The sequence below is a fragment of the Streptomyces inhibens genome (assembly GCF_022221585.1).
Classification (GTDB): Bacteria; Actinomycetota; Actinomycetes; order Streptomycetales; family Streptomycetaceae; genus Streptomyces; species Streptomyces inhibens.
Window position 1 is genome coordinate 4604643 of record NZ_CP084681.1, and the last position, 16982, is coordinate 4621624.

A 16982-nucleotide genomic window follows, 5' to 3' on the forward strand; every position below is an offset into this window, starting at 1 on the left:
GGTGAGCAGACCATGTCCGATTACCACCAGCCCGGATACGGGCCGTATTCCGGCGGACCGCAACAGCCGTACGGGCCACCGCAGCAAGGGTGGCAGCAGGCCACTCCACCCGTCGACCACGGCAACGCCTATGGCTACGGCTACGCGTACGGCCCGCCGCCGCCCGCGCCCTCACCCTCGCCCTCGCCCTCGACGAGCCCCGCGATGTGGTCCCACCTCGGCGCGCTGCTGACCGTCACCGCCGGCACGATGATGTGCTGCGGCCTGGGCGCCTTCCTCGGCTGGATCTTCCCGATGTCCATCCGCAACAACGAGCGCCACAAGCACGACCCCTACGTCCGCCACCACGCCACCCAGGCGCTGAACTTCGGCATCACCCAGGCCATCATGGCCGCCCTCGGCGTGGTGCTGTACTTCGCCAGCGCCGTCATCTTCGCGGCGGCCGCCACGGAGACACAGCGCAACGGCGCCGGCCTGGCGGTCCCGCTGCTGACCGTGATCGGCATCATGGCCGCGTACGGCATAGCGGGCGTGGTCTGCTCGGTGATCGGCACGGTGAAGGCGACCCGCGGCGAGCTGTGGACCTACCCCCGGCTGATCGCGTGGCCGCTCAGTAAGGGCTGAGCGGTACGGAACGAAAGGAACCGATTACTCTCCGTAATCGTTGCCGGAGTAGGAGGAGGCAGCGCGCAAGGCCCGCGGGGCTATCGGCGCGTGACTGTCAGACCGAGAGCCCACGGGGCCGACGGACCGACAGCCGACGGGGCCGACGGACGGACAGCCCACAGGGCCGACGGACCGACAGCCCACAGGGCCGACGGACCGACAGCCCGCGGAGCCGTCAGACCGACAGCCCGCGCACCAGCAGATCCAGCAGCGCGCAGACGAAGAGCGCGATCCCGATGAACCCGTTGACCTGGAAGAAGGCCCGGTTCAGCCGGGTCAGGTCATGCGGCTTCACGATCGTGTGCTCGTACAGGAAGGCCGCCGCCACGATCACCAGACCCAGCCAGAAGAACACACCCGCGCCGGTCGCCAGGGCGTACCACACGAAGAGCGCCGTCGTGACGAGGTGACAGCCGCGCGCCCCCCAGATCGCCGCCGGGATGCCGAAGCGGGCCGGGACCGACAGCACGCCGACCTCGCGGTCCGTCTCCACATCCTGGCAGGCGTAGATCAGGTCGAAGCCGCCGATCCAGATGCCGACCGCGAGGCCGAGGATCACCGCCTCCCAGGACCAGGACCCGGTGATCGCGAGCCACGCGCCGATCGGGCCCATCGCCTGGGCGAGGCCGAGGATCGCCTGCGGGAAGTTCGTGAACCGCTTGCCGTACGGATAGACCACCATCGGCACCACCGCGAGGGGCGCAAGCGCCAGGCACAGGGGGTTCAACAGTGCTGCCGCGCCGAGGAAGATGACGAGCGCGATCAGCGCGCCCGTCCACGCCGACTTCACCGACACCGCGCCGGTGACCAGTTCCCGGTGCGCGGTGCGCGGGTTACGGGCATCGATCTCGCGGTCGATGATCCGGTTCGCGGCCATCGCGAACGTCCGCAGGCCGACCATGGCGATGGTGACGAGGAGCAGCCGGCCCCAGTGGATGTGCCGGTCCCACTCGTACATGGCGGTCAGGGACGCGATGTAGGCGAAGGGCAGCGCGAAGACCGAGTGCTCGATCATCACGAGGCGCAGGAAGGCTTTGGTGCGGCCCGGCTGCGGGACTGCTGCGGATGCGCTGCTCACGAGAGCCCGTACTCCTTCCAGCGGCGGTCGACCTTCTCCGCCGTCCGCGGGTCGGACTCGACCATGTCGGGCCAGCCCCCGTCTCTGGTGTAGCCCTCCTCGGGCCACTTCTTCGTCGCGTCGATGCCCGCCTTGCCGCCCCAGAACTGCTGGTAGGAGGCGTGGTCGAGATGGTCGACGGGGCCTTCGACGACGGTGAGGTCGCGGGCGTAGTCCGTATTGCCGAGCGCGCGCCAGGAGACCTCGTGGAGGTTGTGGACATCGCAGTCCGCGTCCACGACCACGATCAGCTTGGTCAGCGACATCATGTGCGCGCCCCAGATAGCGTGCATGACCTTCTGTGCGTGCTTGGGGTACTTCTTGTCGATCGAGACGATCGCGCAGTTGTGAAAGCCGCCGGACTCGGGGAGGTGGTAGTCCACGATGTCCGGGACGATGATCTTGAGCAGGGGGAGGAAGAACCGCTCCGTCGCGCGGCCCAGCGGGCCGTCCTCGGTCGGCGGGCGACCGACGACGATCGACTGGAGCAGCGGGCGCTTACGCATCGTCACACAGTCGATGGTCAGCGCCGGGAACGGCTCCTGCGGCGTGTAGAAGCCGGTGTGGTCGCCGAACGGACCCTCGGGCAGCATCTCGCCGGGCTCCAGCCAGCCCTCGATGACGACCTCGGCGTTGGCCGGGACCTGGAGCGGGACGGTCTTGCAGTCGACCATCTCGATCCGCTTGCCCTGGAGGAAGCCCGCGAAGAGGTACTCGTCGATGTCGCCGGGCAGCGGCGCCGTCGAGGCGTACGTCACGGCCGGCGGGCAGCCGAAGGCGATGGCGACCGGCAGCCTCTCACCGCGCTTGGCGGCGACCTGGTAGTGGTTGCGGCTGTCCTTGTGGATCTGCCAGTGCATGCCGATGGTGCGCTTGTCGTGGCGCTGGAGGCGGTACAGGCCCAGGTTGCGCACGCCCGTCTCCGGGTGCTTGGTGTGCGTCAGGCCCAGGTTGAAGAAGGAGCCGCCGTCCTTCGGCCAGGTGAACAGGGCCGGGAGCTGGTCGAGGTCGACCTCGTCGCCCTTGAGCACGACCTCCTGGACCGGCGCGCTCTCGCCCTTCACCTTCTTCGGCGGGACATGCGTCATATTGGCGAGCTTGCCGAACGCCTCGCGTACGCCGACGAAGCCGTGCGGCAGCTCCGGCTTGAGCAGGCCGCCGATCTTGCCGCTGATGTCCTCGTACGACTTCAGTCCCAGCGCCTTCAGGAGCCGGCGGTCGGTGCCGTAGACATTCATGGCGAGCGGCATCGCCGAGCCCTTGACGTTCTCGAAGAGCAGCGCCGGGCCACCGGACTTCTGCACCCGGTCCACGATCTCGCCGACTTCCAGATACGGGTCGACCTCGGCCTTGATGCGCTTGAGGTCGCCTTCCCGCTCGAGCGCGCGCAGGAACGAGCGAAGATCGTCGTAAGCCATGCGTTCCAGTATCGGGTACGCACTACCCTGGACGGGTCACCGGGCCCCGCAGAGGGCCCGCCGTCGCACGCAGGGGGCCCGTTCCGCAATGCTCAGGTATCTGCCGTTCCTCTTGGTGCTGGCGCTGTGGATCTATGCGTTCATCGACTGCCTCAACACCCCCGAATCGCAGGTGCGCGGCCTGCCCAAGGTGATCTGGGTGATCATCATCCTGCTCTTCGGTGAGGTGCTGATCGGCCCGATCGCCTGGCTGGTGGCGGGCAAGACCCGGCATCCGGCGACCGGCGGCGGCAGCACGCCGTCCGCGTGGCACCGCAACCACAGCGCGAAGTTCGTCGCGCCGGACGACAACCCCGAGTTCCTCAGGTCCCTCAAGGAAGAGAACAAGAAGGACGAGGCGCTGCTCAAGGACTGGGAGGCCGATCTGCGCCGCCGCGAGGAGGAGCTGCGGCGCAAGGAGAGCAAGCAGGGCGACGCGAACGGCCCGGACGAGACCCAGCCGCCGGCCAAGGGCTAGGAATCCCGCCCGCCATGGCGGCGGGAGTCCGGCGGAACCGACGGCGACGGTCACCACGGCGTACGGTGACCTCATGGACCGTACGCAGGACTGGGGGCAGGACCGCGACGAGTTCCGGCTGCACGGCGTCGTCGACGGCCACAGCGATCCGACCGGGCACCCCGACCATCTGCAGGAGCAGGCCCGCGCCATGCTGGCGACGGCGGTCGCCGAGGCGCGGGCCGGGCTCGCCGAGGGCGGCATCCCGATCGGCGCGGCGCTCTACGCGCCGGACGGCACCCTGCTCGGCCGAGGCCACAACCGCCGCGTCCAGGACGACGACCCCTCTCTGCACGCCGAGACCGCGGCCTTCCGCGCGGCCGGCCGGCAGCGCAGCTACCGCGGTACGACGATGGTCACCACTCTCTCCCCCTGCTGGTACTGCAGCGGTCTGGTGCGCCAGTTCGGCATCTCGCGGGTGGTGATCGGTGAGGCGCGGACCTTCCACGGCGGGCACGACTGGCTGGCCCGGCACGGCGTACGGATCGTGCTGCTGGACGACCCCGAGTGCGCGGCGATGATGCGGGACTTCATCGGGGCGCGGCCGGCGCTGTGGAACGAGGACATCGGGGGCGAGTGAGCCGGCGGCCCGTGTCGGCCCCCGCCCGCGCGCAATTCGGTGGCCTGCCGCCCCGCCGTCCGCCAGGATGATCCGCCATGAGCACCAGCCCCGTCGTCCCCGTACAGGCCGCGCACGTCCCCGTACGCCCCACCGAACCCCACCGCCGCATCCGCGCCCTGCACACCGAACGGACCGTCACCGTCTACCAGGCGTATGCGCCCGCGCTGGGCGTCCCGGCCGCGCGGGACGGGCGTTTTCCCGCTGCCTGGAAGCGGGAGCGGATGACGTGGATCAAGCCGTCGTTCCTGTGGATGATGTACCGCTGCGGCTGGGGCACCAAGGCCGACCAGGAGACGGTGCTCGCCGTCGAGATCGACCGGGACGGCTTCGACTGGGCGTTGCGGCACGCCTGTCTGTCGCACCACGATCCCGACGAGCACCCCGACCGTGCCGCCTGGCAGCGGCAGTTGAAGGGTTCGCCGGCGCGGGTGCAGTGGGATCCCGAGCGTGATCTGCGGCTGCAGTCGCTGCCGTACCGCTCGTTGCAGCTGGGCCTGGCGGGTGAGGCGTCGCGGCGGTACGCCGACGAGTGGACGGTGGCCATCAGGGATGTCACGCCGCTGGCCCACGAGGTTCATGCGCTGGTGCGCTCCGGGGACCTCGCGGCGGCCGCCGCGCTGCTGCCCGAGGAGCGTCCCTACCCGGCACCCGAGGGAACTCCGGGCGTCGGCCGCGTGTCCTGACGCGGCTTCACAAACGCGTAATTCCGGCCATCGCACGGTCCGCGGGGCACTGCTTCGTGTGGCGTACGGGACGTAGCGTCCCCCGGCCAACTCTCGGCCGTTCACGGCCATTTGATGCATCGTTCAGCTACCTCCCCCTGCCCGGGAAACTCTCCCGCCGCCACAGTCAGGTCGGCCCACTGAGGCTCACGCGACTCAGGGAGAGTGGCACATATGCCCGAGATGACCCGACGCAGACTCCTCGGCTCCGCGGCCGGTGTGGTCGGCGGCGCCGCCGCGCTGTCACTGCTGCCGCCCAGCGTCCAAAAGGCCGTCGCCGCCGGACCCGCACGTCACGGCTCGCTGCACGACATCGAGCACGTCGTCATGCTCATGCAGGAGAACCGCTCGTTCGACCACTACTTCGGCACCCTGCGCGGCGTCCGTGGTTTCGCCGACCCGGACGCGCTCACGCTGTCGGACGGCCGGTCCGTCTTCCACCAGCCGGACGCGCAGAACCCGGACGGCTATCTGCTGCCGTTCCGGCTCAATACGCACACCTCCAGCGCGCAGGCCATCCCGTCCACCAGCCATGCCTGGTCCGTGCAGCACGAGGCGTGGAACGGCGGCCGGATGGACCGCTGGCTGCCCGCGCACCGCAAGGCCGACGGCGTCAACGGTCCGTATGTGATGGGCTATCACACCCGCGAGGACATCCCTTTCCAGTTCGCCCTCGCCGAGGCCTTCACCCTCTGCGACAACTACTTCTGTTCGGTCTTCGGCCCGACCTGGCCCAACCGGCTCTACTGGATGACCGGCACCCTCGACCCGGGCGGCAAGCTGGGCGGTCCGGTGCTGAACAACACCGCGCCCAAGCCGTACCGCTGGACGACGTACGCGGAGCGCCTGGAGGCGGCCGGCATCAGCTGGAAGGTCTACCAGGAGGAGGACGACTACGGCTGCAATCTGCTGGAGCAGTTCCAGACCTTCCGGGACGCCAAGCCGGGCGAGCCGCTCTACGAGCGCGGGATGCGGCCGCAGCCGGCCGGCACGTTCGAGGACGACGCCCGGGGCGACCGGCTGCCGGCCGTCTCCTGGCTGATCCCCACCAGCCACCAGTCCGAGCACCCGGACTTTCTGCCGGCCGCCGGTGCCGACTACGTCGCCCGGAAGATCGAGGCGATCGCGTCCAACCCGAAGGTGTGGGCCAAGACGGTCTTCCTCCTCAACTACGACGAGAACGACGGCCTCTTCGACCATGTGCCGCCGCCGGTGCCGCCCGCCGGGACGAAGGACGAGTTCGTCCAGGGCCTGCCGATCGGCGGTGGTTTCCGGGTGCCGTGTCTGATCGTCTCGCCGTGGACGGTGGGCGGCTGGGCCGCCGGTGATCCCTTCGACCACACGTCGGTGCTGCAGTTCCTGGAGCGCTGGACGGGCGTCGAGGAGCCCAACATCAGCGACTGGCGGCGGGCCGCGTTCGGCGATCTGACCTCCGCGTTCGGCTTCCGCCATGCGGCGCGCCGGCCGCCGCGGCTGCCGGACGACACCGCCGAGAAGCTGGCCGAGGCGCGGTGGGAGGTGGCGAATCTGCCGAAGCCGACGCTGCCGGGCGCGGGCCAGTGGCCGCCGCGCCAGGAGCGCGGGCGGCGCAGGCGGCGCTGAGCGCGGCGGGGCCGGGCGCGCTTCTCCCTGGATACGACGGTGCCGTACGGGATCGGCCTCGCCAGGAGGCCGTCTTCCCGTACGGCACGGTGGGCACGCTACCGCGGTGGGTCAGACTCCCGCGTAGGAGTGGAGCCCCGTCACGAAGATGTTCACGCCGTAGTAGTTGAACAGGTAGCAGGCGAAGGCGATCAGGCCCAGCCAGGCGGCCTTGCGGCCCTTCCAGCCGGCCGTGGCGCGGGCGTGCAGATAGCCGGCGTAGGCGACCCAGGTGATGAAGGTCCAGACCTCCTTGGGGTCCCAGCCCCAGTAGCGGCCCCAGGCGGCCTCGGCCCAGATGGCGCCCGCGATGATGGTGAACGTCCACAGCGGGAAGACCGTGGCGTTGATGCGGTAGGCGAACTTGTCCAGCGAGGCGGCGGAGGGCAGCCGCTCCAGCACGGACGTGGCGAACGCGCCGGGCTGGTCGCCCGTCGGGTCGGCGAGCTTGGCCTCGTAGCGGTCGCGGAAGAGGAACAGCAGCGTGGCGACGGCGCCGAGGTAGAGCACCGCGCCGGAGATGATCGCGCAGCTGACGTGGATCCACAGCCAGTACGAGTGCAGCGCGGGCACCAGCTGGTCGCTGGCGGTGTAGAGCACCGTGACGGCCAGACCGAGGTCGAGCAGGACGGTGGTGATCAGCGGCAGGCCGATCCAGCGGACGTTCTTCTTGAGCGTGAGCAGCAGCAGGTAGGCGCCCACCGCGACCGCGGCGAAGGTGGTGGAGAACTCGTACATGTTGCCCCAGGGGGCACGCTGTACGGACAGGGCGCGGGTGACGACGCCGCCCACGTGCAGCGCCCAGGCCAGGACGGTCAGCGAGATGGCGATCCGTCCGTAGAGGTCGCCCTTCTCCGTACCGCCCGCGGCGCCCGGCCCGTCGGGGACATCGCGGCTGCCGGCGGCGGACTTGGTGATGACCTTGGGCCGCTCCAGTACGGCCGTGCCCCCGCCCTTCTGCGCCGCCACGGAGACCGTCGCGGGCGCCTTGACCTGGGCGGTCAGGGCGGCGGCGGTGCGGCCGACCTTGCTGCGGCTGCCGAACACCCACTCGGCCATGTGCGCGAGGAAGGCGAGCGTATAGACCGCCATTGCCGAATAGACCAGCAGATTGCTGTTGTGCGCCAGTGTCTCGTTGGCTGCGGCAGCGACGTTCACGCGCGCGCTCCTTCAGAGGGGTCAGCAGGTCCGTCAGAGTCAGTGGGCTCCGCGGTGTCTTGGGAGGGGGTGTCGGAATCGGTGCCGGGTGCGGCGTTCGGGGCGAGCGGGGCGTCGGGCTCCAGCGCCAGTGCGAGATCGGTGAGTTCCTCCGGCAGCCGGGCGGACTCGCTGCGGCCGAGGCCGGCCATCTCGACGACGGTGACGCCGATGCCGTTCTCGGTGACCCGTTCCGCCCGGATCCACACCCGGCGGCGCTGGATGAACAGCGAGCCGGCCAGGCCCAGCAGGGCGGCGGCCGCGCCGGTCAGCGCGAGGCCGTTGCCCGGCTGGTGGGTGATCTTGAAGCTGGCCCAGTTCTTGATGCCAGTGAACTGGATGGAGCCGTCGCCGTTGGGCAGCTTCATCGTCTCGCCGGGCAGCATCATCTTGGCGAGCGGGGCGCCCTTGACCTTGTACTGCTTCAGGTTCTTCTTCTGCAGCTGGTAGACGTTCTGCGGCAGCCCGGAGTCGACGCCCAGATCACCGTGGTAGGCGGTCAGCGTCAGCACCGGATAGTCGAGGGCGGGGAACTGCGAGAACATCGAGCCGGAGCCCTTGCCGCCGAAGGTCGGCACGAAGAAGCCCTGGAAGCCGAGCTGATTGCGCTTGCCGTCCTTGGTCTGCGCGCCCGGCACCTTCACCACACCGGTCGAGGTGAAGTTCTTGGGGTCCTGCGGGAGGAAGGGCACCGCGCCCTTGTAGACGACCTTGCCGCGGCCGTCCTTGACGGTGACCTCGGGTGCGTAGCCGTGCGAGAGCAGGTAGACCTTCGAGCCCGCGATGTCGAGCGGGGTGTTCACCTCGATCGGGGTCTTGTGCTCCTTGCCGTCCGCGCCGGAGAAGTACGTGACATCGGCGCGGAAGACGCGCGGGGTGCCCTTTTGCGGTCCGGAGCGCTCGTAGGTCGCGACGAACTTGTTGAGGGTGAAGCCGAAGGGCTCCATGGTGTCGGTGTCGAAGAAGGCACCGGACTTGAAGTCGTCGTACTGGGTGAGGCTGTTGGCGAAGCCGTCGCCCTCGGTGATCAGCTTGCCGCCCTCGGACTTCCACAGGCCGCCGACGGCGAAGGCCACCAGCATCACGATCAGCGCGATGTGGAAGACGAGGTTGCCGACCTCGCGCAGATAGCCCTTCTCGGCGGCGACCGCGGAGCCGGCCCGGTGGGCCCGGAACCGGCGCTTCTTCAGCATCCGCTCGGCCGCCGCGAGGACCTTGTCGGGGTCCTCGTCGGTCCGCCAGGTGGTGTACGCGGGCAGCCGGGTCAGCCGGCGCGGGGCGCCCGGCGGGCGGCCGCGGAGCTGTCCGACGAACTGCCAGCTGCGCGGCACGATGCAGCCGATCAGCGAGATGAACAGCAGCAGGTAGATCGCCGAGAACCACACCGAGCTGTAGACGTGGAACATCCCGAGCTTGTCGTAGATGTCGCCGAGCGTGCTGTGTTCGGCCTTGAACTGATCGACCTTGACGGGGTCGATGCTGGTCTGCGGGATCAGCGAGCCGGGGATCGCACCGATCGACAGCAGGAAGAGCAGCAGCAGCGCCACCCGCATCGAGGTCAGCTGCCGCCAGAACCAGCGCGCCCAGCCGAGCGGGCCGAGCGAGGGGAAGGTGACGTCTTCTGTGGGCGCGGTGGAGAGCTGGGATCCGGCCGCGCCGAGATCGCTGCCCGCGTCGGCCGCGGACGCCGCGCCGGTGTCCGGGTCGCGGGGGGTGTCGGTCTTGGTGGACATCAATCAGATCCCAACGGTGAAGCTTTGCGTCCAGCTCTGGAGCTCGGACATCAGGCTGTCCCAGACGCCGGTGACGAGGAGGAGGCCGAGCGCGACCATCATGCCGCCGCCGGCCCGCATCACCCACACGTAGTGCCGCTTGACCCAGCCGAACGCGCCGAGCACCCGGCGGAAGGCCAGTGCGACGGCGATGAACGGCAGGCCGAGGCCGAGGCAGTACGCCACGGTGAGCAGGGCACCGCGGGCGGCGCTGGCCTGGTAGAGCGAGAGGGTGTTGACGGCGGTGAGGGTGGGGCCCAGGCAGGGCGTCCAGCCGACGCCGAAGAGCACCCCGAGCACGGGCGCGCCGAGCAGCCCCATGGCGGGTTTCTTGTGGAAGCGCAGTTCGCGCTGTCCGAAGCGCTTGAGCACGCCCGCGAAGGCCAGTCCGAGCAGGATCATCAGCCCGCCGAGCACCCGCGAGATGGTGTCCTTGTACTCCTGCAGGTTCTGTCCGAAGAAGCCGAAGAGCGCGCCGCCGGAGACGAAGACGGCGGTGAAGCCGAGGACGAAGAGGGCGGCGCCGGCGAGCATCCGGCCGCGTTTGGCGTCGGCGAGGTCGGTGCCGGTGACGCCGGTCACATACGACATATAGCCGGGGACCAGCGGCAGGACGCAGGGCGAGAAGAAGGAGACCAGCCCGCCGAGCAGTGCGACGGGCACGGCGGCGAGCAGGGCGCCGGTCAGGACGGTCTGGTTTCCCGCGGCGGCGGCGAGCTGTGCGAGTTCCATCTCTGGCGCGATCACTTCTCGGCGATCAGCGGGTCGATCATCTTGCGCAGATCGTCCTCGGCGAGCGGGCCGATCGAGCGGGCGGCGATCTTGCCGTGCCGGTCGATGGCGATCGTGGAGGGGATCGACTGGGGGTTGAGGCTGCCCTTGGGGAAGCGCAGCATCAGCCGGCCGGTCGGGTCGAACAGGCTCGGGTAGGGCATCTTGTGCTCTTCCTCGAAGCTGGTGGCCTGCGACTTCTCGGAGTCACGGGTGTTGATCCCGACGAACTGGACGCCCTTGTCCTTGGTCTCGTTCGCGACCTTGGCGAAGTTCGGCGCCTCGGCGATGCAGGGACCGCACCACGATCCCCAGACGTTGACGACGACGACCTTGCCCTTGTAGTCGGCGACGTCCAGCTTCTTGCCGGTGGTGGTCTCGCCCGAGAGATCGGGCGCCGACTGCCGTTTGTCCTTCTTGACGGTGTCGACGCCGTTCTTGCCCTGGACGAACCGGGTCTGGGCCGAGCCGCCGGAGGCGCCGTCGCCGCAGGCGCTCAGCGTCAGTGCGGCGGCCGCGGCCCCTGCGGCGAGCAGGGTGATCCGGCGGCGGCTCGCGAGGCGGCGTGGGGCACGGCAGGCACTCATGTGAAAAGTTTCGCATGGGCCCATTCCGGATCTTCCGCGCCCCCCTCGGACGGCTCACCCCGGTACAAAGGGGCATGTCAGGCGGCTGTCAGATAGGACTTCCAGCCGGCGGCCGGCCGCCTGCCGACCGGGATCTGCTGGAGCTTGCGCAATACCTCGGGGTCCTGGGCGTCCATCCAGTCGGTGAACTGCCGGAACGACACCAGATGGACATCGTTGTTCTGCTCATTGGCAATGTGCTTGACCGCTTCCTCGACGGCGTCCATATAGATGCCGCCGTTCCACTGCTCGAAGTGGTTGCCGATGAAGAACGGCGCACGGTTGGTCTCGTACGCCCGGCGGAATCCGGAGATATATGCGTCGGTGGCCTGCTGCCGCCAGCCCGGGTAGTTGGCCGGCGGGGCCTTCGTCGAGTTCTTCGACTGATTGGCGAGGATGTTGTAGTCCATCGAGAGGACCTCGAAAGAGTGCCCGGGGAAAGGAATCTGCTGGAGCGGGTAGTCCCAGATACCCATCTTTTTCTTCGGCCACATCTGCAGGCCGCCGGGCGAGCTGGCGTCATAGCGCCAGCCGAGTTCTTTGGCTACGGGCAGCAGATTTTTCTGACCCAGGAGACATGGCGTACGGGCACCGACCAATTCCTTTCGGTAGTCGAACGGCAGCGGCTCCAGATCCGTGAAGCCGGTGTTGGTGCGCCACTTGGTGACGAAGTCCATCGCCTGGTCGATCTCGGACTGCCACTGCTGGGGGGTCCAGTGTTTGACCGAGGTCGAGGCGGTGCCGCAGAAGTGGCCGTTGAAGTGGGTGCCGACCTCGTGGCCGTCCAGCCAGGCCTGACGGACGTTCTTCAGCGTCTCCTTGATGTGGTCATCGCTGAGGTAGCCGATGGCGGAGGCGCCCCGCCGGTTGTTCGGCGGTTCGTAGAGGTGCTTCTGGGATTCGGGCAGGAGGTACAGACCGGAGAGGAAGAAGGTCATGGCCGCGCCATGGTCCTTGGCGAGCTGGAGAAAGCGGGGGAAGAGGCCGTTGCCGACCTCTCCCGCGCCGTCCCAGGAGAAGACCACGAACTGCGGCGGGGTCTGTCCGGGCTCCATCCGTTCGGGTGCTTTCGGCTGATGGGGCTGCACGCCGTAATTCGCTGTCGAGCCGTCACCGATGAGCTTGGGGCGAGCCTGGACGGAGTTCTTCACCCGCTGCTTGTCCGCCCCCGCGTCCGAGCTCGACGAGGAGCAGCCGGCGACGCCCAGTGCCGCGGCTGCACCAACTCCCATACCCAGCAGGTTTCGCCGACTGATCGCGCGCATACCCTCGTCCCCATCCGTACTCGCCGAACTCAATATCCATATAAACGGACAATGGAGAGGAGGGCATGTCGAGCGTGGGGGTTCTGGGTTAATCGCTCAGGTATTTCATTTTGCTGGCTTTTGACATACCGCCAAGTGATGCAGCGTCAGGCCCCGAAAGCCTTGGCCTTTCCCTTGACGGGTTTGGCGCCCGCCAGAAGATGGGAGGGAACCAGGTCGCGCGCCGGCTCGCTGTACCCCACCGAGATGATCTTGTCGCCGTGGAACGTGAACGACGTCAGCGAGGCCAGCGTGCACTGCCGCCTCCGCGGGTCGTGCCACAGCCGCCGCCGCTCCGCGAAGCTGCGCACGATCCAGATCGGCAGCTGATGGCTGACCGCCACCGCCTCGTGCCCGCGCGCCGCGTCCCGCGCCGCGCCGAGCGCCGCCATCATCCGTACGACCTGCTCGATGTACGGCTCGCCCCAGGACGGCCGGAACGGATTCGTCAGGTACTTCCAGTTCCCCGGCTTCTTCAGCGCACCGTCACCGACCCCGAAGGTCTTGCCCTCGAAGACGTTGGCCGCCTCGATCAACCGCTCGTCGGTGGCCAGCTCCAGACCGTGCGCACCGGCGATCGGCAGCGCCGTCTCCTGCGCACGCTCCAGCGGCGAGGCCACGACATGCGTGATGTCCCGCTCCGCGAGGTGCTCCGCCACCCGGTCGGCCATCTTCCGCCCCAGATCGGAGAGGTGATAGCCGGGCCGGCGCCCGTAGAGCACACCGTCGGGGTTGTGCACCTCGCCGTGCCGCATCAGATGCACGACGGTGATGTCTTCGCTGCTCATGTCACCCATCATTCAGTCGCTTCGGCGGCGGCCCGCGCGGCGGCCGGCAGCGCGGCCGCGATCCGCTCGACGGCCTGCGTGTCGTGTGCGGTCGAGACGAACCACGACTCGAAGGCGGACGGCGGGAGGTAGACGCCCTGCGCCAGCATCGAGTGGAAGAAAGCGGTGAAGCGGAAGGACTCCTGCTCCTTGGCCGCGTCGTAGTTCGTGACGTCCCGGTCGGTGAAGAAGACCGAGAACATGTTGCCCGCGACCTGGAGGCGGTGCGCGACGCCTTCCTTGGCCAGCGCGTCGGTGACCAGCGAGCGCAGCTCGGCGGAGACCGCGTCGACCGTCTCGTACGCGGCGTCGTCCAGCAGCCGCAGCTGCGCGACACCAGCCGCGGTGGCGATCGGATTCCCGGACAGGGTGCCCGCCTGGTAGACCGGGCCGGCCGGGGCGAGGTGCGCCATGACGTCCGCGCGGCCGCCGAAGGCCGCGGCCGGGAAGCCACCGCCCATGACCTTTCCAAAGGTCATCAGATCCGGACGTACCCCATCAATCCCGTACCAACCGGCCCTGCTGACGCGGAAGCCGGTCATCACCTCGTCGGAGATGTAGAGCGCGCCGTTGTCGGAGCACACGTCCTTCAGGCCCTGGTTGAAGCCGGGCAGCGGCGGCACCACGCCCATGTTGCCCGGCGACGCCTCCGTGATCACACAGGCGATCTCGCCCGGGTGCGCGGCGAACGCGGCCCGCACCGCCTCGATGTCGTTGTACGGCAGCACGATCGTGTCACCGGCCTGGGCGCCCGTCACACCCGGCGTGTCCGGCAGACCGAAGGTCGCCACCCCCGAGCCGGCCGCCGCCAGCAGCGCATCCACATGCCCGTGATAGCAGCCCGCGAACTTGACCACCTTCGGCCGGCCGGTGAAACCGCGCGCCAGCCGGATCGCCGACATCGTCGCCTCGGTACCGCTGGAGACCAGCCGCACCTGCTCGACCGGCTCGATCCGGGCCACGATCTCCTCGGCCAGCTCGACCTCGCCCGCGCCGGGCGTACCGAAGGACGTACCGCGGGCGACCGCCTCCTGGACCGCGGCGATCACCTCGGGGTGCGAGTGGCCGAGGATCATCGGCCCCCACGAGCACACGAGGTCGACATACTCACGGCCGTCGGCGTCGGTGAGGTACGGACCGGTACCGGACACCATGAACCGGGGCGTACCGCCCACGGCCCGGAACGCCCGCACGGGAGAATTGACGCCGCCCGGCGTCACGACGGACGCACGCTCGAACAGCGACTGCGAAACAGGGGCTTCATACGGAAAAGACACTGTGATCCTGACCTGCATAAACGGAGGGAGGGCGGCGGCGCGCTGACACGGCCCGGCTGACTACGGTGCGGGAATCCCCTCGCGGACCACCTTCCGGTGCCGCTCGGTTCCCTCTCGATCCTTTTTTGATTCCTCTCGCCTTCGACCGGGCGTCATCCCCCACTCGTCTGCGAAACTGGGGCGACGTACGAGTAAGTCACGCAAGCAATGGTCTCAGAGGCGCACGGGGGCGTGCGGCCGGGCGTTTCATGCGCTCACGACGGGGGAGGTCTCTGAGACGATGATCGGGTTGCGCGGCTGGGGCTGCGAGTGGTCGGGTGGAGATATGCATCGCGGTGGCGAACTGGGCGAGGGAACCGATGACCGGGGTCCCGAGCGCGCCCAGCGCGGCCGTCACCGGCGCGAGGACACCGAGGGCATCAAGGGTGGGGACATCAGGGGCGGCCGCATGGGGGTGACGTACAAGTACTTCGGCGCGCCCAATGGCGCGACGGCGGCCCGTGTCCCCATCTCGATGCGCCCCGAGGAACTCGGCGGTGACGAGCTCGGTATGGGCGGCATGTTCACCAAGATCAAGCCGGAGACGATGGCCGCCATGGTCCTCACCGGTATAGAGGGCATACCCCTCCATAAGGTTCCGCCGCTCGAACTTGTCGTCCTCCACCCCGACTACGCCGTCGTCAAGCTCCCGATGACCGTGGTCGATCCGCTGCGCGGCGTCGGCGAGGAGTCGGTCGGCGCGGCCGCCTTCATCTGGTCCACCGTCCCCGACCGCGGCGGCCCGCGCGACGCCTTCACCGTCTACCAGCTCCTGCACGAATGGCAGGACTTCAGCCACCGGCTGCACGAGGCGGGGCATCAGGCGTACTGCCTGGTGTGGCCGTAGTCGTCGGCGAGGGCGCGGCGACCTGAGGCGGCGCCGGCCCGGCCTCCCCGCAACAGGCGCCCGTGCCCCGTCACTCACCGGGCGGGCGGGCCGCTCACCAGGTGGGCCGGGCCGAGACCCCGCCGTCCACGACAAGATCGTGCCCGGTGATCCAGGAAGCCATCGGCGAGGCGAGAAAGACACAGGCATCGCCCACATCCTCGGGCCGGCCCAACCGCCCGGTGGGCGCCGCCTCTTGCCAGCGGCGTACGCCCTCCGGCCAGTCGTCCGCCAGGCCGGGGCGCGCGATCAGCCCCGGCGAGACGCTGTTGACACGGATGCCGTACGCCCCGTACTCCAGCGCCGCCGCGCGCGCGTGCATCACCACCGCCGCCTTGGACGCGCAGTAGTGGGCGTGGTGCGGCGCCGGACGGTCCGCCTCGATCGAGGCGATATGGGTCACCGTCCCTCCGCCGCCCTTCCGCATCACCGCCGCCGCGGCCTGGGTGCAGGCGAACACGCTGTGCACGTTGGGATCCGCCACCGCCCGCCAGTCGGCGAGCGACATCGCCGCCAGCTCCTGCGTGGGCTGCACCCCCGCGTTGTTCACCAGCGCGGTCAGCCGTCCGCGCCAGCCGGCCGCCTCCGCCACCAGACGGTGGCACTCCTCCTCGACGGTCAGATCGGCGCGCAGCGCCAGCGCGCTCCCGCCGGCCTCCTCGATCCGCGCGACCAGCGCCCGGGCCGCACCGGCGCCCGTACGGTAATGCGCCACGACCGCGGCGCCCGCGGCGGCGAACCGCAGTGCGATCCCGGTGCCGATGCCGCCGGCGGCGCCGGTGACGAGGGCGACCTGGCCGGTGAGGTCGGGGAGGCCGGGACGGCCGGGGGCGTGGGGGGCGATCGGGTCGGTCGGGTCGGTCGGGTCGGTCGGGTCGGTCATGGCCGGCTCAGCGCGGTGATCCGCGCTGCCTCCTGGGGGAAGCGCGCGGCCAGTTCGGCGGCGTCCCCGTGCTCGTAGTCCTCGAAGGTGAAACCGGGTGCCATGGTGCAGCCGAAGAGCGTCCAGGCGCCGCCGTCGGCGACCTCGGCGGCCATCCACGTACCGGCCGGCACGGTGAACTGGACGTGCTGCCCGCCCAGGACGTCCGGCCCGAGGACGACGGTACGGGCTCGCCCCGCGCCGCCTTCGGCGAGGCCGCCGCCCTGGGAGAGACCGCCGCCTTCGCCACGACCGCCGCCTTCGCCACAGCCGCCGCCTTCGGACAGAAGGAGCAGGGTGAGCGGATCGCCCGTATAGAAGTGCCAGATCTCATCGGTCGGCAGCCGGTGCAGGGCGGAGAAGTCACCCGGCTCCGCGGTCAGCAGCATCACGATCGCCGTCCCCTCGGGCCGCCCGTCGGGGCGCGCCGGGCCCGCCCACGTCTGCCGGAACCGCCCGCCCTCCCGGGACAGCGGCGCCAGCCCGTAGAACTCGATCAGCGCCTCGGGAAGCCGGTCGCGGGAGGTGCGGTGCGCTTTCATCTGCGGGGTCCCTCCCACTCCGTTGCCGTCCGTCGGTGGTGATCCAGCCTAGGCACGAAGGCGGCGCCGGCGCGGGC

The 16982-nt window shown here is 69.6% G+C and carries 17 protein-coding genes; 6 read left to right on the forward strand and 11 right to left on the reverse strand.

Annotation, left to right across the window (positions count from 1 at the left end):
* Window positions 1–12: 12 nt before the first annotated feature.
* On the forward strand, window positions 13–624 hold the full coding sequence (locus tag KI385_RS21020; RefSeq protein ID WP_238573745.1) for a DUF4870 domain-containing protein: 612 nt from the start codon (window positions 13–15) through the stop codon (window positions 622–624).
* 217 nt (window positions 625–841) lie between these two features.
* Here the strand turns inward: KI385_RS21020 and mqnP are convergent, their stop codons facing one another.
* Both mqnP and KI385_RS21030 read right to left on the reverse strand, forming a co-directional pair.
* A complete protein-coding gene (mqnP, locus tag KI385_RS21025; RefSeq protein WP_238573746.1) occupies window positions 842–1744 on the reverse strand; it encodes a menaquinone biosynthesis prenyltransferase MqnP in 903 nt (300 codons plus the stop codon).
* The gene (locus tag KI385_RS21030) at window positions 1741–3201 is read right to left on the reverse strand and encodes a menaquinone biosynthesis decarboxylase (protein ID WP_238573747.1); all 1461 of its coding nucleotides are present in this window, start codon (window positions 3199–3201) and stop codon (window positions 1741–1743) included. Before KI385_RS21030 ends, mqnP begins: the two co-directional genes overlap by 4 nt.
* Window positions 3202–3289: 88 nt before the next feature.
* Between KI385_RS21030 and KI385_RS21035 the strand changes: the two genes are divergently transcribed.
* The 4 genes from KI385_RS21035 (at window position 3290) to KI385_RS21050 (ending at window position 6703) form a co-directional block, all read left to right on the forward strand.
* Window positions 3290–3718 (forward strand): PLD nuclease N-terminal domain-containing protein, encoded by a 429-nt coding sequence (locus KI385_RS21035; RefSeq protein ID WP_238573748.1) that lies wholly within the window; start codon window positions 3290–3292, stop codon window positions 3716–3718.
* Between the two features lie 73 nt (window positions 3719–3791).
* Window positions 3792–4337: a nucleoside deaminase gene (locus tag KI385_RS21040; protein WP_342593465.1), complete on the forward strand. Its 546-nt coding sequence runs from the start codon at window positions 3792–3794 to the stop codon at window positions 4335–4337.
* Between the two features lie 77 nt (window positions 4338–4414).
* Entirely contained in the window at window positions 4415–5062 is a 648-nt protein-coding gene (locus KI385_RS21045) for a DUF4291 domain-containing protein (protein WP_238573749.1), read from the forward strand.
* 213 nt (window positions 5063–5275) lie between these two features.
* Complete coding sequence (locus tag KI385_RS21050; protein ID WP_238573750.1) at window positions 5276–6703, forward strand: alkaline phosphatase family protein; 1428 nt, start codon at window positions 5276–5278, stop codon at window positions 6701–6703.
* 111 nt (window positions 6704–6814) lie between these two features.
* On the opposite strand, the gene ccsB is transcribed toward KI385_RS21050, so the two are convergent.
* From ccsB to hemL, 7 genes are all read right to left on the reverse strand, one after another.
* Complete coding sequence (gene ccsB, locus KI385_RS21055; RefSeq protein ID WP_238573751.1) at window positions 6815–7900, reverse strand: c-type cytochrome biogenesis protein CcsB; 1086 nt, start codon at window positions 7898–7900, stop codon at window positions 6815–6817.
* Window positions 7897–9672 carry a cytochrome c biogenesis protein ResB gene (resB, locus tag KI385_RS21060; protein WP_238573752.1) on the reverse strand — a complete coding sequence of 592 codons (1776 nt, stop codon included), beginning with the start codon at window positions 9670–9672 and terminating at the stop codon, window positions 7897–7899. Before resB ends, ccsB begins: the two co-directional genes overlap by 4 nt.
* A 3-nt stretch (window positions 9673–9675) precedes the next feature.
* Window positions 9676–10443 carry a cytochrome c biogenesis CcdA family protein gene (locus tag KI385_RS21065; RefSeq protein WP_238573753.1) on the reverse strand — a complete coding sequence of 256 codons (768 nt, stop codon included), beginning with the start codon at window positions 10441–10443 and terminating at the stop codon, window positions 9676–9678.
* 11 nt (window positions 10444–10454) lie between these two features.
* Window positions 10455–11069 (reverse strand): TlpA family protein disulfide reductase, encoded by a 615-nt coding sequence (locus tag KI385_RS21070; protein WP_238573754.1) that lies wholly within the window; start codon window positions 11067–11069, stop codon window positions 10455–10457.
* Between the two features lie 77 nt (window positions 11070–11146).
* Entirely contained in the window at window positions 11147–12373 is a 1227-nt protein-coding gene (locus tag KI385_RS21075) for a polysaccharide deacetylase family protein (protein WP_238573755.1), read from the reverse strand.
* A gap of 146 nt (window positions 12374–12519) precedes the next feature.
* Window positions 12520–13200 carry a histidine phosphatase family protein gene (locus tag KI385_RS21080; RefSeq protein WP_181923802.1) on the reverse strand — a complete coding sequence of 227 codons (681 nt, stop codon included), beginning with the start codon at window positions 13198–13200 and terminating at the stop codon, window positions 12520–12522.
* Between the two features lie 8 nt (window positions 13201–13208).
* Window positions 13209–14534: a glutamate-1-semialdehyde 2,1-aminomutase gene (hemL, locus tag KI385_RS21085; protein ID WP_238573756.1), complete on the reverse strand. Its 1326-nt coding sequence runs from the start codon at window positions 14532–14534 to the stop codon at window positions 13209–13211.
* Between the two features lie 307 nt (window positions 14535–14841).
* On the opposite strand from hemL, the gene KI385_RS21090 reads away from it, so the two are divergent.
* Window positions 14842–15402, forward strand: coding sequence for a hypothetical protein (locus KI385_RS21090; RefSeq protein WP_128508927.1), 561 nt, complete (start codon window positions 14842–14844; stop codon window positions 15400–15402).
* Between the two features lie 94 nt (window positions 15403–15496).
* Here KI385_RS21090 and KI385_RS21095 read toward each other — a convergent pair whose 3' ends face one another.
* Window positions 15497–16324, reverse strand: coding sequence for an SDR family NAD(P)-dependent oxidoreductase (locus tag KI385_RS21095; protein WP_238573757.1), 828 nt, complete (start codon window positions 16322–16324; stop codon window positions 15497–15499).
* Window positions 16321–16905, reverse strand: coding sequence for a cupin domain-containing protein (locus KI385_RS21100; protein WP_238573758.1), 585 nt, complete (start codon window positions 16903–16905; stop codon window positions 16321–16323). Before KI385_RS21100 ends, KI385_RS21095 begins: the two co-directional genes overlap by 4 nt.
* Window positions 16906–16982 lie beyond the last annotated feature (77 nt).

Excerpts from the sequence above, each read along its gene's own strand:
- KI385_RS21080 (WP_181923802.1), bottom strand. The coding sequence starts at position 13,200 with ATGAGCAGCGAAGACATCACCGTCGTGCATCTGATGCGGCACGGCGAG.
- resB (WP_238573752.1), bottom strand. The coding sequence starts at position 9,672 with ATGTCCACCAAGACCGACACCCCCCGCGACCCGGACACCGGCGCGGCG.
- KI385_RS21045 (WP_238573749.1), top strand. The coding sequence starts at position 4,415 with ATGAGCACCAGCCCCGTCGTCCCCGTACAGGCCGCGCACGTCCCCGTA.
- KI385_RS21090 (WP_128508927.1), top strand. The coding sequence starts at position 14,842 with ATGCATCGCGGTGGCGAACTGGGCGAGGGAACCGATGACCGGGGTCCC.
- KI385_RS21095 (WP_238573757.1), bottom strand. The coding sequence starts at position 16,324 with ATGACCGACCCGACCGACCCGACCGACCCGACCGACCCGATCGCCCCC.
- KI385_RS21030 (WP_238573747.1), bottom strand. The coding sequence starts at position 3,201 with ATGGCTTACGACGATCTTCGCTCGTTCCTGCGCGCGCTCGAGCGGGAA.
- KI385_RS21020 (WP_238573745.1), top strand. The coding sequence starts at position 13 with ATGTCCGATTACCACCAGCCCGGATACGGGCCGTATTCCGGCGGACCG.
- KI385_RS21070 (WP_238573754.1), bottom strand. The coding sequence starts at position 11,069 with ATGAGTGCCTGCCGTGCCCCACGCCGCCTCGCGAGCCGCCGCCGGATC.
- KI385_RS21050 (WP_238573750.1), top strand. The coding sequence starts at position 5,276 with ATGCCCGAGATGACCCGACGCAGACTCCTCGGCTCCGCGGCCGGTGTG.
- KI385_RS21035 (WP_238573748.1), top strand. The coding sequence starts at position 3,290 with ATGCTCAGGTATCTGCCGTTCCTCTTGGTGCTGGCGCTGTGGATCTAT.
- hemL (WP_238573756.1), bottom strand. The coding sequence starts at position 14,534 with ATGCAGGTCAGGATCACAGTGTCTTTTCCGTATGAAGCCCCTGTTTCG.
- KI385_RS21040 (WP_342593465.1), top strand. The coding sequence starts at position 3,792 with ATGGACCGTACGCAGGACTGGGGGCAGGACCGCGACGAGTTCCGGCTG.
- KI385_RS21075 (WP_238573755.1), bottom strand. The coding sequence starts at position 12,373 with ATGCGCGCGATCAGTCGGCGAAACCTGCTGGGTATGGGAGTTGGTGCA.
- KI385_RS21100 (WP_238573758.1), bottom strand. The coding sequence starts at position 16,905 with ATGAAAGCGCACCGCACCTCCCGCGACCGGCTTCCCGAGGCGCTGATC.
- KI385_RS21065 (WP_238573753.1), bottom strand. The coding sequence starts at position 10,443 with ATGGAACTCGCACAGCTCGCCGCCGCCGCGGGAAACCAGACCGTCCTG.